This window comes from Clavibacter sp. (assembly GCF_014802555.1).
In the GTDB taxonomy this organism is placed as follows: domain Bacteria; phylum Actinomycetota; class Actinomycetes; order Actinomycetales; family Microbacteriaceae; genus Clavibacter; species Clavibacter sepedonicus.
In genome coordinates this window covers 20,687-33,842 of the sequence record NZ_JAAVCB010000035.1, presented here as the reverse complement: position 1 = coordinate 33,842, position 13,156 = coordinate 20,687, and the positions used below count along the sequence as shown (strand labels likewise).

Annotated in this window: 13 protein-coding genes; 5 read left to right on the top strand and 8 right to left on the bottom strand. The window is 70.3% G+C overall.

Annotated features, from left to right (window positions below; all coding sequences use genetic code 11):
• Nucleotides 1–15: 15 nt before the first annotated feature.
• A complete protein-coding gene (gene fabG / locus HDR73_RS04460; protein WP_012299294.1) occupies nt 16–726 on the bottom strand; it encodes a 3-oxoacyl-ACP reductase FabG in 711 nt (236 codons plus the stop codon).
• 120 nt (nt 727–846) lie between these two features.
• On the opposite strand from fabG, the gene HDR73_RS04455 reads away from it, so the two are divergent.
• From HDR73_RS04455 to HDR73_RS04445, 3 genes are read left to right on the top strand one after another with little or no spacing between them, the layout of a single operon-like run.
• Nucleotides 847–1,302, top strand: coding sequence for a DUF3099 domain-containing protein (locus tag HDR73_RS04455; RefSeq protein WP_012299295.1), 456 nt, complete (start codon nt 847–849; stop codon nt 1,300–1,302).
• Nucleotides 1,299–1,556, top strand: a complete 258-nt coding sequence (locus HDR73_RS04450; protein WP_012299296.1) for a hypothetical protein — start codon at nt 1,299–1,301, stop codon at nt 1,554–1,556. Before HDR73_RS04455 ends, HDR73_RS04450 begins: the two co-directional genes overlap by 4 nt.
• A complete protein-coding gene (locus HDR73_RS04445; RefSeq protein ID WP_012299297.1) occupies nt 1,553–2,398 on the top strand; it encodes an SURF1 family cytochrome oxidase biogenesis protein in 846 nt (281 codons plus the stop codon). The genes HDR73_RS04450 and HDR73_RS04445 overlap by 4 nt, the downstream gene beginning before the upstream one ends.
• Before the next feature lie 51 nt (nt 2,399–2,449).
• On the opposite strand, the gene HDR73_RS04440 is transcribed toward HDR73_RS04445, so the two are convergent.
• The 6 genes from HDR73_RS04440 to sufB all read right to left on the bottom strand — a co-directional run bounded on the left by HDR73_RS04440 (nt 2,450) and on the right by sufB (nt 8,333).
• Nucleotides 2,450–4,048 (bottom strand): ABC-F family ATP-binding cassette domain-containing protein, encoded by a 1,599-nt coding sequence (locus HDR73_RS04440; protein WP_012299298.1) that lies wholly within the window; start codon nt 4,046–4,048, stop codon nt 2,450–2,452.
• A gap of 221 nt (nt 4,049–4,269) precedes the next feature.
• Entirely contained in the window at nt 4,270–4,605 is a 336-nt protein-coding gene (locus HDR73_RS04435) for a metal-sulfur cluster assembly factor (protein ID WP_012299299.1), read from the bottom strand.
• Nucleotides 4,602–5,372: a Fe-S cluster assembly ATPase SufC gene (gene sufC, locus HDR73_RS04430; RefSeq protein WP_012299300.1), complete on the bottom strand. Its 771-nt coding sequence runs from the start codon at nt 5,370–5,372 to the stop codon at nt 4,602–4,604. The genes HDR73_RS04435 and sufC overlap by 4 nt, the downstream gene beginning before the upstream one ends.
• 13 nt (nt 5,373–5,385) lie before the next feature.
• On the bottom strand, nt 5,386–5,706 hold the full coding sequence (locus tag HDR73_RS04425) for a non-heme iron oxygenase ferredoxin subunit (RefSeq protein ID WP_012299301.1): 321 nt from the start codon (nt 5,704–5,706) through the stop codon (nt 5,386–5,388).
• Nucleotides 5,703–6,914 carry a Fe-S cluster assembly protein SufD gene (gene sufD, locus HDR73_RS04420; RefSeq protein ID WP_012299302.1) on the bottom strand — a complete coding sequence of 404 codons (1,212 nt, stop codon included), beginning with the start codon at nt 6,912–6,914 and terminating at the stop codon, nt 5,703–5,705. Before sufD ends, HDR73_RS04425 begins: the two co-directional genes overlap by 4 nt.
• On the bottom strand, nt 6,915–8,333 hold the full coding sequence (sufB, locus tag HDR73_RS04415; protein ID WP_012299303.1) for a Fe-S cluster assembly protein SufB: 1,419 nt from the start codon (nt 8,331–8,333) through the stop codon (nt 6,915–6,917).
• 264 nt (nt 8,334–8,597) lie between these two features.
• On the opposite strand from sufB, the gene HDR73_RS04410 reads away from it, so the two are divergent.
• Entirely contained in the window at nt 8,598–9,608 is a 1,011-nt protein-coding gene (locus HDR73_RS04410) for a COX15/CtaA family protein (RefSeq protein ID WP_041464602.1), read from the top strand.
• Nucleotides 9,609–9,893: 285 nt separating this feature from the next.
• On the opposite strand, the gene HDR73_RS04405 is transcribed toward HDR73_RS04410, so the two are convergent.
• On the bottom strand, nt 9,894–10,814 hold the full coding sequence (locus tag HDR73_RS04405) for a heme o synthase (RefSeq protein ID WP_012299305.1): 921 nt from the start codon (nt 10,812–10,814) through the stop codon (nt 9,894–9,896).
• A 174-nt stretch (nt 10,815–10,988) separates the two neighbouring features.
• Between HDR73_RS04405 and tkt the strand changes: the two genes are divergently transcribed.
• The gene (tkt, locus tag HDR73_RS04400) at nt 10,989–13,079 is read left to right on the top strand and encodes a transketolase (RefSeq protein WP_041464603.1); all 2,091 of its coding nucleotides are present in this window, start codon (nt 10,989–10,991) and stop codon (nt 13,077–13,079) included.
• Nucleotides 13,080–13,156: the final 77 nt, after the last annotated feature.

The following is a 13,156-nucleotide window of genomic DNA, read 5'->3' as shown; positions in this document are numbered from 1 at the left end:
CCCCGACCGTCGGGGTCAGTGGCCCATGCCGAGGCCGCCGTCGACGGGGATCACGGCACCCGAGATGTACGCGGCCTCGTCGGAGGACACCCACGCCACGACGCCCGCGACCTCGGCGGCGGTGCCGTAGCGGCCGGCCGGGATGGACTTCTTGTACTCGGCGGCGGTGGCCTCGGGCAGCTCGGCGGTCATGTCGGTCTCGATGAAGCCGGGGGCGATCACGTTCGCGGTGATCCCGCGTCCGCCGAGCTCGCGCGTGACGGAGCGGGCGAGGCCGACCAGCCCGCTCTTGGACGCCGCGTAGTTGACCTGGCCGCCGGAGCCGTACAGGCCGACGACGCTGGAGATGAGGACGATTCGGCCGAAGCGCGCCTTGAGCATGCCCTTGGATGCGCGCTTGACGACGCGGAAGGCGCCGCCCAGGTTCGTGTCGACCACCTCGGTGAAGTCGTCGTCACTCATCCGCATCATGAGGGTGTCGCGCGTGATGCCCGCGTTCGCGACGACGACCTCGACGGGTCCGTACGCGGCCTCGACCTCGGTGAACGCGGCGTCGACGGACGCGGCGTCGGTGACGTCGGCGCGCACCGTGAGGCTGCCCTCGGGTCCCTGGCCGGAGCGGGCGGTGACGGCGACGCGGTGGCCGCGGCGCAGCATCTCCTCGGCGATCGCGTACCCGATCCCCCTGTTGCCTCCGGTGACGACGACGGTGCGTGCAGTGCTCATGGGGAACCTTCCATTACGGCTTGGAGGGGGCTTGCGGACGCGGACGAGCCTACCGGTGGGGCGGCGTACCCTGGTCTCGATGGGGAGCGCGTCGCTCCCTGCGAAGGACACCATCCACGCATGCCAGCTCCGCAGCAGTCGGTCACCAGCCTCCCCCGGTCCCCGCAGGAGGACCGCCATGCCCGCATGGTGAAGTACACCATCGCGATGAGCATCCGGATGGTCTGCATCCTGTCCTGCCTCTTCCTCCAGGGCTGGTGGCTGGCCGTCGCCGCCATCGGCGCCATCGTGCTGCCCTACTTCGCGGTCATCCTCGCGAACGTCGGCGGCAACCAGGGCACGGCGGTCGAGCGTCCCGGCGGCGTGGTCGTCGTCTCCGCCCGCCACTCCGGCTTCCCGCCGCCCGCCGAGCCGTTCGTCCCCTCCGAGCCCTTCCGCGCGTCGGAGCCGTTCACCACGCCCGAGCCGTTCACGACCTACGAGACCGGACGCGCGCCCGAGCCGACGCCCGACCCGGATCCCCGTCCGACGACCGCGGGCGGGCCGACCGCGCCCGACACCCCGACCGGCGCGTGAGCGGCCTCGCCTCCTGGGGGCTCGGATCCGCCGGGCCGTCCTCCGATGTCGTCGAATGCTCGCGCGCCGGATGCCGCGCCGATGCCGCCTGGCGCGTCGAGTGGCGGAACCCGCGCATCCACACGGCCGACCGGGTGAAGACGTGGACGGCGTGCGACGAGCACGTCGCCTTCCTCCGCGACTTCCTCGCCGGGCGCGACTTCCCGGTGCGCGTCGCCGCGCTCGACGCACCCGTCGCGGGGGCGATCGCGTGAGCCGCTGGCGCTTCGTCCTCAACCGCAGGTGGGCCGGGTACCTCGCGGTCGCCGTGGTCTTCGCCATCGCCTGCGTCCTCCTCAGCCATTGGCAGTTCGCGCGCCGGGACGAGGCACTCGCCGAGATCGCCAAGGTCGAGGACAACTGGGACCGCGCCCCGCAGCCCGTCGACCAGGTGCTCGCCGACACGTCGGCGTACGTCGACACGCAGAAGTGGACCCCGGTCACGATGACCGGCACCTACCTGGTCGACCAGCAGCTGCTCGCACGGAACCGGCCCTTCAACGGGCAGCCCGGCTTCGAGGTCCTCACGCCCCTGCGCCTCGACGACGGGCGGGTGTTCGTGGTCGACCGGGGCTGGGTGCCCATCGGCAACTCGCAGGACTCCCCCGACTCCGTCCCCGCCCCGCCCGTCGGCGAGGTCACGGTCACGGCGCGCCTCAAGGCGGGCGAGCCGGAGCTGCCGGGTCGCTCGGCGCCCGAGGGCCAGATCGCGACCGTCAACCTGCCCGACATCGCCGCGCGCGTCGGCTCACCCACGTTCACGGGCGCGTACGGGCTCCTGATCTCGGAGGATCCCGCCCCCGCCGACGCCGCCCCCTTCGCGACGCCGCGCCCCGAGGAGGACGAGGGCCCGCACCTCTCCTACGCGTTCCAGTGGCTGGTGTTCGCAATCATCGCGTTCGTCGGCCTCGGCGTCGCGATCCGCAACGAGTACCGCATCATCAACGCGGACGATCCCGAGGAGCAGGACCGCGAGCGCGCCCGTCAGGCCAAGCGGGCCCGCAAGCAGCCCTCGGACGCCGACGTCGAGGACCGGATCCTCGACGAGGCGCGCTGAGCCGACACCCCGCGGGCTCCTGACGGGTCGTGTCCGGCCCGCCTGGTCGGGTCAGGCGAGCTCGATGAGGTCCATGTAGTCGGGGCTCCAGTGGTCCTCGGTGCCCTCCGGCATGATGAGGACGCGCTCCGGGTTCAGCGCCTCGACCGCACCCGAGTCGTGGCTCACGAGCACCACGGCCCCGGAGTACGTGTTCAGCGCGCCGAGGATCTCCTCGCGGCTCGCGGGGTCGAGGTTGTTGGTGGGCTCGTCGAGGAGCAGCACGTTCGCGCCGGACACCACGATCATCGCGAGCGCCAGGCGCGTCTTCTCGCCACCGGACAGGACTCCGGCGGGCTTCGCCGAGTCGTCGCCCGTGAAGAGGAACGAGCCGAGCACGCGACGCGCCTCCATCTCGGAGATGTCGGGCGAGGAGGAGACCATGTTCTCCAGCACGCTGCGCTTCACGTCGATGGTCTCGTGCTCCTGCGCGTAGTAGCCGATGCGCAGGCCGTGGCCGGGCTCGAGCCGGCCCGTGTCGGGCTCGTCGACGCCCGCGAGGATCCGCAGCAGCGTCGTCTTGCCCGCGCCGTTGAGCCCGAGAATGACGACCTTGCTGCCGCGGTCGATCGCGAGGTCCACGGCCGTGAAGATCTCGAGGGACCCGTAGTTCTTGCTGAGGTCGCTCGCCATGAGCGGCGTGCGCCCGCAGGCGACGGGCTCGGGGAAGCGGAGCTTGGCGACGCGGTCGACGGCGCGCACCTCCTCGAGGCCGGACAGCATCTTCTCCGCGCGGCGCACCATTTGGTGGGCGGCGGCCGCCTTCGACGCCTTGGCGCCGAACTTCGCGGCCTGCAGCTGGAGGACGCCCGCCTTCTTCTCGACGTTGGCGCGCTCCTTCTTACGGCGCTCCTCGTCGGCGGCGCGCTGGCGCAGGTAGTGCTTCCAGCCCATGTTGTAGATGTCGATGACCATGCGGTTGGCGTCGAGGTAGAAGACGCGGTTCACGGTGTCGCCGACGAGCTCGACGTCGTGGCTGATCACGATCAGCCCGCCCTGGTACCCCTTGAGGAACTCGCGGAGCCAGGTGACGGAGTCGGCGTCGAGGTGGTTGGTGGGCTCGTCGAGGAGCATCGTGTCGGCGCCGGAGAACAGGATCCGCGCGAGCTCGATGCGGCGGCGCTGGCCGCCAGAGAGGGTGCTGAGCGGCTGGTCGAGGATCCGGTCGGGCAGGCTGAGGTTGCTCGCGATGGACGCGGCCTCGGCCTCGGCTGCGTACCCGCCGAGCGCGACGAAGCGCTCCTCGAGCCGGCCGTAGTCCTTCATCGCCTTCGCGGAGACCTTGTCGTCCGTCGACGCCATGTCGAGCATCGCGCGCTGCATGTCGAGCGACAGCGTCCCGAGCCCGCGGGCGTCGAGGATGCGCGTGCGGGCCAGGTCCTCCGGGTTGCCCGAGCGCGGATCCTGCGGCAGGTAGCCGATCTCGCCCGAGCGGTCGATGCGGCCGCCCGTGGGCTGGCCCTCTCCCGCGAGGATCTTGGTGAGCGTCGTCTTGCCCGCGCCGTTGCGGCCGACGAGGCCGATCTTGTCCCCCGGGCTCACCCGGAACGAGACGTCCTCCATGAGGACGCGGGCGCCGACGCGCAGCTCCAGGTCGTGTACAGCGAGCACGGTGAGAGGTCCTTCTGTTGAGCGGATGTCCCACGGTCCGTGGGAGGTGGGCGACCCGCAGCAGAGGGGGTCGAGCCCGGTCGGTCGAGGGCGTCCATCGGACCCGACCCGTCCAGTGTACGAGACGACGGCGGCGCAGCCCTCCCTGCGGCGGGTCGGGAGACGTGACGACGGCCCCACCGGGAGGGTGGGGCCGTCGTGGACGAGCGGTCGGGCGACGATCACATGGAGAAGCCGAGCGCCCGCATCATGTCGCGGCCGTCGTCGGTGATCCGGTCGGGACCCCACGGCGGCATCCACACCCAGTTGATGCGGAACGCGGCCACGACGCCGTCGAGCGCCTCGGCGGTCTGCTCCTCGAGCACGTCGGTGAGCGGGCAGCCCGCGGACGTCAGCGTCATGTGGATGATGAGGGCGTCGTTCTCGTCGTCCCACGCCAGGTCGTAGATGAGGCCCAGGTCGACCACGTTGATCCCCAGCTCGGGATCCATGACGTCCTTGAGCGCCTCCTCGACCTCGTCGAACTTCTGCGGGGTCAGCGTGCTCTGGGTGCTCACGCGTCCACCGTGGTCGAGGGCGTCAGGAAGCGGTCGTAGCCCTCGTCCTCGAGCCGGTCGGCCAGCTCGCGGCCGCCCTGCTCGGCGACGCGGCCCGCGACGAACACGTGCACGAAGTCCGGCTGGATGTAGCGGAGGATGCGCGTGTAGTGCGTGATGAGCAGGAGCCCGAGGCCCGTGTTCGCCTTCGCGCGGTTGACGCCTTCGGACACGATCTTCAGCGCGTCGACGTCGAGGCCGGAGTCGGTCTCGTCGAGCACGGCGAACTTCGGCTTGAGCAGCTCGAGCTGCAGCACCTCGTTGCGCTTCTTCTCGCCGCCCGAGAAGCCCTCGTTGACGTTGCGCTCGGCGAACGCGGGATCCATCTTCAGCGCCGCCATCGACGTGCGCACGTCCTTGATCCAGCCGCGGATGGCCGGGGCCTCCCCGTCGATCGCGGTCTTCGCGGTGCGGAGGAAGTTAGTGGTGGTGACGCCGGGGATCTCGACCGGGTACTGCATGGCCAGGAACAGGCCTGCACGGGCGCGCTCGTCGACCGTCATGTCGAGGACCTCGACGCCGTCGAGCGTGATGGAGCCGGAGTCGACGTGGTACTTGGGGTGGCCCGCGATCGTGTAGGCCAGCGTGGACTTGCCGGAGCCGTTCGGGCCCATGATCGCGTGGATCTCGCCCTCGTTGATCGTGAGGTCGACGCCCTTGAGGATCTGCTTGCGACCCTGCTCGGTGTCGACGCTGACGTGCAGGTCGGTGATGGTGAGAGTTGACATGCGTGCGGTTCCTCTAGCTCTTCGGGGTGGTGTCGATGTGGATGTCGCCGTCCACGATCGTCACGGGGTAGACGGGGACGGGCTCGTACGCCGGCAGCGTGCGCGGCTTGCCCGTCTCGAGGGAGAACTTCGAGCCGTGGGCCCAGCACTCCAGGGTGTCGCCCTCGACGAAGCCCTCGGCGAGCGAGATGTCGCCGTGCGTGCAGGTGTCGCCGATGGCGTGCACCGTTCCCGAGGAGTCCTTGACGAGCGCGATGGCGAGGCCCTCGATCTCGATGCGGAGCGCCTCATTCACGTCGAGGTCGTCGACCGCGCAGATGCGGACGGCAGTCATCGGATCGTCTCCGTGGAGGTGCTGGCGGAGAGCTCGGCCTCGATGGCGGCCTGCAGCCGCTCCTCCAGGTCGGGCACGCCGATTTGCTGCACGATCTCGCTGAGGAAGCCGCGGACGACGAGGCGACGCGCCTCCTCCTCGGTGATCCCGCGGGCCTGCAGGTAGAACAGCTGCTCGTCGTCGAAGCGGCCCGTGGCGCTCGCGTGGCCGGCGCCGGCGATGTCGCCGGTCTCGATCTCGAGGTTCGGGACGGAGTCGGCGCGCGTGCCGTCCGTGAGGACGAGGTTGCGGTTCTGCTCGTAGCTGTCGGTGCCGGGCGCCGAGCGGCGGATGAGGACGTCGCCGATCCACACGGTGCGCGCGCCCTTCCCCTGCAACGCGCCCTTGTAGGTGACCCGGCTGCGGGTGTTGGGGGCGTCGTGGTCGACGTACACCTGCTGCTCGAGGTGCTGGCCCGCGTCGGCGAAGTACACGCCGAGGAGCTCGCCGTCCGCGCCCTCGTTCGAGAGGTGGGCCGAGGGGTTCACGCGCACGATGGATCCGCCGAGCGTCACCACCACGTGCTTGAGCTTCGCGTCACGTCCGACGACGGCCTGGTGGGCGGCCAGGTGGCGCGCCTCGTCGTCCCACTGCTGCACGGTGACGACCGTGAGCTCGGCCTGGTCGCCGACGACGATCTCGACGTTCTCGACGAGGGACGCCGATCCGACGTTGTCGAGGATGACGACGCCGCGGCTGAACGGGGCGGCGGTGATCAGGGTGTGCGCGGCGCGCGGCGCGAGCCCGAGCTCGGAGCGGCCGACCGTGACGGTGACGCGCTCCTCCCCCGTGACCGCGATGGCGAGCACCTCGCCGAAGGACGACCAGGCGTTGGCCTGGGCGCGGTCCTCCGGGGCTCCCGCGGTGCCGATGCGTGCATCGTCGCGGGGGATCCAGGAGACGGACGTTCCGTCGGCCCCGCTGTGCGTGACCGGGTAGCGGGAGCCGTCGAGGTCACCGGAGATGAGGTCGTCGAGCCGGCGGACGGGCGTCAGCTTCCAAACGGCCTCGCGGCCGGTGACCGCTTCGAAGGCCTCGACGTCCGTGGACGTGAAGCGCTCGGAGCGGGTCTGGATGGGGACTGCCGCCCACCCTCCGTCGGTGTGCGCCCGGTTGCCGTGCTGGTCGGCGGGGACGGGGGCTTCTGTGGTGGCGAGTGGGGTCGTCATCTAGCCGACGGATCCTTCCATGCCCATCTCGATGAGCTTGTTGAGTTCGAGCGCGTACTCCATGGGCAGCTCTCGGGCGATGGGCTCGATGAAGCCGCGGACGATCATGGCCATGGCCTCGTCCTCGGGCATGCCCCGGCTCATCAGGTAGAACAGCTGCTCCTCGCTCACGCGCGAGACCGTAGCCTCGTGCCCGAGCTGGACGTCGTCCACGCGGATGTCGATCGCGGGGTACGTGTCGGAGCGCGAGATCGTGTCGACCAGCAGCGCGTCGCAGCGGACCGTGTTGGCGGAGTGGTGCGCCGCCGCGTCCACGCGGATCTCGCCGCGGTAGCCTGCCCGGCCGCCGCCGCGCGCGATGGACTTGGAGACGATCGACGACTGCGTGTACGGCGCCATGTGCACCATCTTCGCGCCGGCGTCCTGGTGCTGGCCGGGGCCCGCGAAGGCGACGGACAGGGTCTCTCCCTTGGCGCGCTCGCCCATGAGGTAGATGGAGGGGTACTTCATCGTGACCTTGGAGCCGATGTTGCCGTCGATCCACTCCATCGTCGCGCCCTCGGCCGCCGTCGCCCGCTTGGTGACGAGGTTGTAGACGTTGTTCGACCAGTTCTGGATGGTCGTGTAGCGGACGCGGGCGTCCTTCTTCACGATGATCTCGACGACCGCGGAGTGCAGCGAGTCGGACTTGTAGATGGGGGCGGTGCAGCCCTCGATGTAGTGAACGTAGCTGCCCTCGTCCGCGATGATCAGCGTCCGCTCGAACTGGCCCATGTTCTCGGTGTTGATGCGGAAGTACGCCTGCAGCGGGATCTCGACGTGCACGCCCTTGGGCACGTACACGAACGAGCCGCCCGACCACACGGCCGTGTTCAGCGCGGCGAACTTGTTGTCGCCCGCGGGGATGACGGTGCCGAAGTACTCCTTGAACAGGTCCGGGTGCTCGCGCAGCGCCGTGTCGGTGTCCATGAAGATGACGCCCTGGTCCTCGAGCTCCTTCTGGATGGAGTGGAAGACGACCTCGGACTCGTACTGGGCCGCGACGCCGGAGACGAGTCGCTGGCGCTCCGCCTCGGGGATGCCGAGCCGCTCGTACGTGTTCTTGATGTCGTCGGGCAGGTCCTCCCATGTCTGGGCCTGCTTCTCCGTGGAGCGCACGAAGTACTTGATGTTGTCGAAGTCGATGCCGGACAGGTCGGCTCCCCACGTCGGCATGGGCTTCTTGCCGAAGAGCTCGTAGCCCTTCATGCGGTTGGCGAGCATCCACTCGGGCTCGCTCTTGCGCCGCGAGATGTCGGCGACGACCTGCGGGGAGATGCCGCGCTTGGCCGAGGCGCCGGCGACGTCCGAGTCGGACCATCCGAACTCGTACTGCCCCAGGCTCTCGAGCTCCGGTCGGTCGATGAGCACATCCGACATGGCTACCTGCTTTCCTGACGATCTGGGCGTATCAGCGCCGTATCGGCATACCCCCCGCACGGCGACGCCGCTTCGGTGACGAGAGGAAGACTGTGGGTGTCCGGGATGCGGCGGCTCCACGCCCCGCGCCCCTCTTAGGATGAACAGGAACGCGGGTGGACTTGTTCCCGCCGTCCTCGCTGACGTGCCGGATGCTGCAAGACCCGACGTGTTCCATGAACCACCCGATTCTACGGGCAATCCAGCGGGCGCGGAAGGCAGGCAGTGACTCACGGCACCGATGCGGGGCAGTCTCCCAGTGGGAGCGTGCTAGATCAGACCCTCATGGTCGGCAGGCGGCTGCGGGAGCGGCTGCCGGACGGGATCACCCGCGTCACGCGGATGCTCGTCTGGACCACTCTCGTCGTGCAGACGCTCGTCGTCGGCACGGGCGGGCTCGTCCGTCTCACGGGATCGGGACTGGGGTGCCCGACGTGGCCGCGGTGCACCGCCGACTCGTTCGTGTCGACGCCCGAGATGGGCGTGCACGGCGTCATCGAGTTCGGCAACCGCCTGCTCACCTTCGTGCTGGTGATCGTGGCGATCGCCACGTTCCTCGCCGTCCTGCGTCTCCGGAACCGCGGACGCGGCCTCTTCTCGATCGCGCTCGCCATCGGCCTCGGCATCCCCGCGCAAGGGGTCATCGGCGGCATCACCGTCCTGACCGGACTGAACCCGTACGTCGTCGGCCTCCACTTCGTGGTGTCCGTGGTGCTCGTCGTGCTGTCCACCGTGCTGGTGTGGCGCACCTACCACCCGCTCGACGAGGCCGAGCGCTCGGTCCCGTCCTCCTTCCTGTCCCTGGCGCGCGCCACCGCCGTCGTCGTCGGCATCACGATCCTCGTCGGCATCGTCGTCACCGGATCCGGTCCCCACGCGGGCGACCAGGGTGCGGCGCGCAACGGGCTCGACCCGGAGCTGCTGCAGCACGTCCACAGCTGGCCGGCGTACACGACGTTCGGGCTGACGATCGCCCTGGTCGTCATCGCGGCCCGCAACCGGTGGACCGCCGTGTCGCGCTGGACCCGGGCGCTCCTCGCGGTCGAGCTCGTGCAGATCGCCGTCGGCCTGATCCAGGCGCGCACGGGCCTCCCCGAGTTCCTCGTGGGGCTGCACATGGTCCTCGCGTGCCTGCTGGCCTCCGCGATGACCGCGACGCTGCTGAGCACCACGCGCCGGGCCGACACCCTGCGGCTGACCCCCGCGGAGGCGCGGCGCTCCGCCCACGTGGGCTGATCCCCGCCCGTCCCGTCGACGACGCCCGCCCGAGCACCGCTCGCGGCGGGCGTCGTCGTCCCGGGCGAAGCCCACGGGACATCCCCACCCGGGCCCGGACGCGAGGTCCGCGGTCGTCGGACATGCCCGGACGAGCAGGAGCCGGGTCCTGATCGGCCCCCGGGCCCAGCGCCCTGGGTCCCTCGCCTCGAGCGCCGTCAGCGGAGCCGGGCGTCGTCGCGACGGAGACCGTCGGCCGGCGGGGGCGTCAGTCGACGGACGAGCGCCGCGGACCCGACGCGGGGATCAGAAGGGAAGGAGCGGGTCGATGCCGACCGCCAGGAACAGCAGCGAGAGGTACGAGATCGACGCGTGGAAGACGCGCATCGGCTTGATGGGCTCGTGGCGCACCGCGAGGTCGTACAGGCGGTGCGTCTCGTAGACGAACCAGCCGCCGCCCGCGAGCGCGGCGAGCGTGTAGACGAGCCCCATGCCCGCGACCGGGATGAGCAGCAGCGAGCAGGCGAGCGTGGCCCACGAGTACAGGATGGTCTGGAGGCCGACGGCGGCGCGGCCGCGGACGACGGCGAGCATGGGCACGTTGACCGAGGCGTAGTCGTCGCGGTACTTCATGGACAGCGGCCAGTAGTGCGGCGGGGTCCAGAGGAACACGATCATGAAGAGGATCACCGGCGCCCAGGAGATGTCGCCGGTGACGGCGGCCCACCCGATGAGCACGGGCATGCAGCCGGCCGCTCCGCCCCAGACGATGTTCTGCGGCGTGCGGCGCTTCAGCCACAGCGTGTAGACGAAGACGTAGAAGAGGATGGCGGCCAGCGAGAGCGCCGCGGCCAGCCAGTTGGAGATGACGCCGAGCCAGATGATGCTGGCGACGCCGATGATCCAGGCGAAGACGAGCGCCTCGCGATCCGTCAGCTCCCCCGTCACCAGGGGTCGGCGCTGCGTGCGCTTCATGACGCGGTCGATGTCGCGGTCGATGTAGCAGTTGAAGGCGTTGGCGCTGCCCGCGCTGAGCGTTCCTCCGACAAGCACGCCGAGGATCAGCCACGGGTTCGGCCACCCGCCCTGGGCGAGGATCATGACGGGCGCGGTGGTCACGAGCAGGAGCTCGATGACGCGCGGCTTCGTCAGTGCGACGTACGCCTTGGTCTTCCTCGCCACGCCGATCGTCTCCCGATCGACCCGACTCTGCACCGCAACGTTCATCGCACCTCTAACTCGCCGGACATTCCCTCCCCATGGTAGGCCACGGCCCCTGCGAGCCGAGCCGCGTCGGGCCCGTCGCGACGGGCTCGGAACACCTGGGGCCAAGTGGGTGTTCCCTATACTGATAGGCGGTCCGGCTGGGCCTCCCCCCATCTTCAGAAGGGCTAGAACCAAGTGGCAGCATTGCAATGGGACCCCATCGACAGCAAGGCGGTCGACACCGCACGGATCCTCGCCGCGGACGCGGTGGAGAAGGTCGGAAACGGTCACCCCGGCACCGCCATGAGCCTGGCCCCGGCGGCCTACCTCCTGTTCCAGAAGGTCATGCGCCGCGACCCGTCCGACAGCACCTGGATCGGTCGCGACCGGTTCATCCTCTCGGTGGGCCACAGCTCGCTCACGCAGTACACGCAGTTCTTCCTCGGCGGCTACGGCCTCGAGATCGAGGACCTCCAGGCCCTCCGCACGTGGGACTCCAAGACCCCGGGCCACCCGGAGTACGGGCACACCGACGGCGTCGAGATCACCACCGGCCCGCTCGGCCAGGGCCTCGCCTCCTCCGTGGGCTTCGCCTACGCCGCCCGCTACGAGCGCGGCCTCTTCGACCCCGAGACCCCCGCCGGCGAGAGCCCCTTCGACCACTTCGTGTACGTGATCGCCGGCGACGGCGACATGCAGGAGGGCATCACCTCCGAGGCCTCCTCCCTCGCGGGGCACCAGGAGCTCGGCAACCTCATCGCGATCTACGACAGCAACCAGATCTCCATCGAGGACGACACCGACATCGCCTTCACCGAGGACGTCGCCGCGCGCTACGAGGCCTACGGCTGGCACGTGCAGCACGTCGACTGGAAGAAGACCGGCGAGTACGTCGAGGACGTGCAGGAGCTGTTCGACGCCGTCGAGGCCGCCAAGGCCGAGACGCGCAAGCCGTCGCTCATCATCCTCAAGACGATCATCGGCTGGCCGTCCCCGAAGAAGCAGAACTCGGGCAAGATCCACGGCTCCGCGCTCGGCGCCGAGGAGCTCGCGGCCGTCAAGCAGATCGTCGGCTTCGACCCCGAGAAGAGCTTCGAGGTGCCGGACGGCGTCCTCGAGCACACCCGCCAGGCCGTCGAGCGCGGCCAGCAGCAGCACCGCGAGTGGGACGAGAAGCTCGCCGCGTGGGCCGAGGCGAACCCCGAGCGCAAGACGCTGCTCGACCGCGTCCTCGCCGGCGACGCCCCCGAGGGCCTCGACGAGGCGCTCCCCGTGTTCCCCGCGGGCAAGGACGTCTCGACGCGCGCCGCGTCCGGCAAGGTCATCAACGCCATCGCCGAGGTCATGCCCGAGCTGTGGGGCGGCTCCGCCGACCTCGCCGAGTCGAACAACACGACCATCGAGTCGGCGCCGTCCTTCGTGCCCGCCGAGCGCTCGACCGGCATGTGGAAGGGCGAGCCCTACGGCCGCGTCCTCCACTTCGGCATCCGCGAGCACGCCATGGGCGCGATCCTCAACGGCATCGTCCTGCACGGCAACACGCGTCCGTTCGGCGGCACGTTCCTCATCTTCAGCGACTACATGCGCCCGGCGGTCCGTCTCGCCGCGCTCATGAAGGCGCCGTCGATCTTCGTCTGGACGCACGACTCGGTCGCCCTCGGCGGCGACGGGCCGACCCACCAGCCGGTGGAGCAGCTCGCCAGCCTCCGCGCCATCCCGGGCCTCGACGTCATCCGCCCCGCGGACGCCAACGAGACCGCGCAGGCGTGGAAGACGATCCTCACCCGTCGCATGGGCCCCGCGGGCCTGGCGCTCTCGCGCCAGAACCTCCCGGTGCTCGAGCGCGGCACGGGCGACGCCACGGCCACCGAGTACGCCTCGGCCGCCGGCGTCGCCAAGGGCGCGTACATCCTCGCCGACACCGAGGGCACGCCCGACGTCATCCTCATCGCCACGGGCTCCGAGGTCCAGTTCGCCGTCGAGGCCCGCGAGGCCCTCGCCGCGGACGGCATCAAGGCCCGCGTCGTCAGCGCCCCGAGCCTCGAGTGGTTCGAGGAGCAGGACGCCGCGTACAAGGAGCACGTGCTCCCCGAGGCGGTCGCCGCGCGCGTGTCCGTCGAGGCGGGCATCTCGCTCTCCTGGAAGCAGTACGTCGGGCACCACGGCCGCAGCATCTCGATCGAGCACTTCGGCGCGAGCGCCGAGTACGAGGTCCTGTACCGCGAGTTCGGCATCACCACGGAGGCCGTCGTCACAGCGGCCAAGGAGTCCATCGCCTCCCTCTAGAAGCTGACGAGGAGCGGGGCGGCCGAGCTGCTCCGCTCCCCGCCGGCCCGCCCCGACCGAGCGCCCACCAGCGCGTC

Excerpts from the sequence above, each read along its gene's own strand:
- fabG (WP_012299294.1), bottom strand. The coding sequence starts at position 726 with ATGAGCACTGCACGCACCGTCGTCGTCACCGGAGGCAACAGGGGGATC.
- HDR73_RS04455 (WP_012299295.1), top strand. The coding sequence starts at position 847 with ATGCCAGCTCCGCAGCAGTCGGTCACCAGCCTCCCCCGGTCCCCGCAG.
- sufC (WP_012299300.1), bottom strand. The coding sequence starts at position 5,372 with ATGTCAACTCTCACCATCACCGACCTGCACGTCAGCGTCGACACCGAG.
- HDR73_RS04425 (WP_012299301.1), bottom strand. The coding sequence starts at position 5,706 with ATGACTGCCGTCCGCATCTGCGCGGTCGACGACCTCGACGTGAATGAG.
- sufD (WP_012299302.1), bottom strand. The coding sequence starts at position 6,914 with ATGACGACCCCACTCGCCACCACAGAAGCCCCCGTCCCCGCCGACCAG.
- sufB (WP_012299303.1), bottom strand. The coding sequence starts at position 8,333 with ATGTCGGATGTGCTCATCGACCGACCGGAGCTCGAGAGCCTGGGGCAG.
- HDR73_RS04405 (WP_012299305.1), bottom strand. The coding sequence starts at position 10,814 with ATGAACGTTGCGGTGCAGAGTCGGGTCGATCGGGAGACGATCGGCGTG.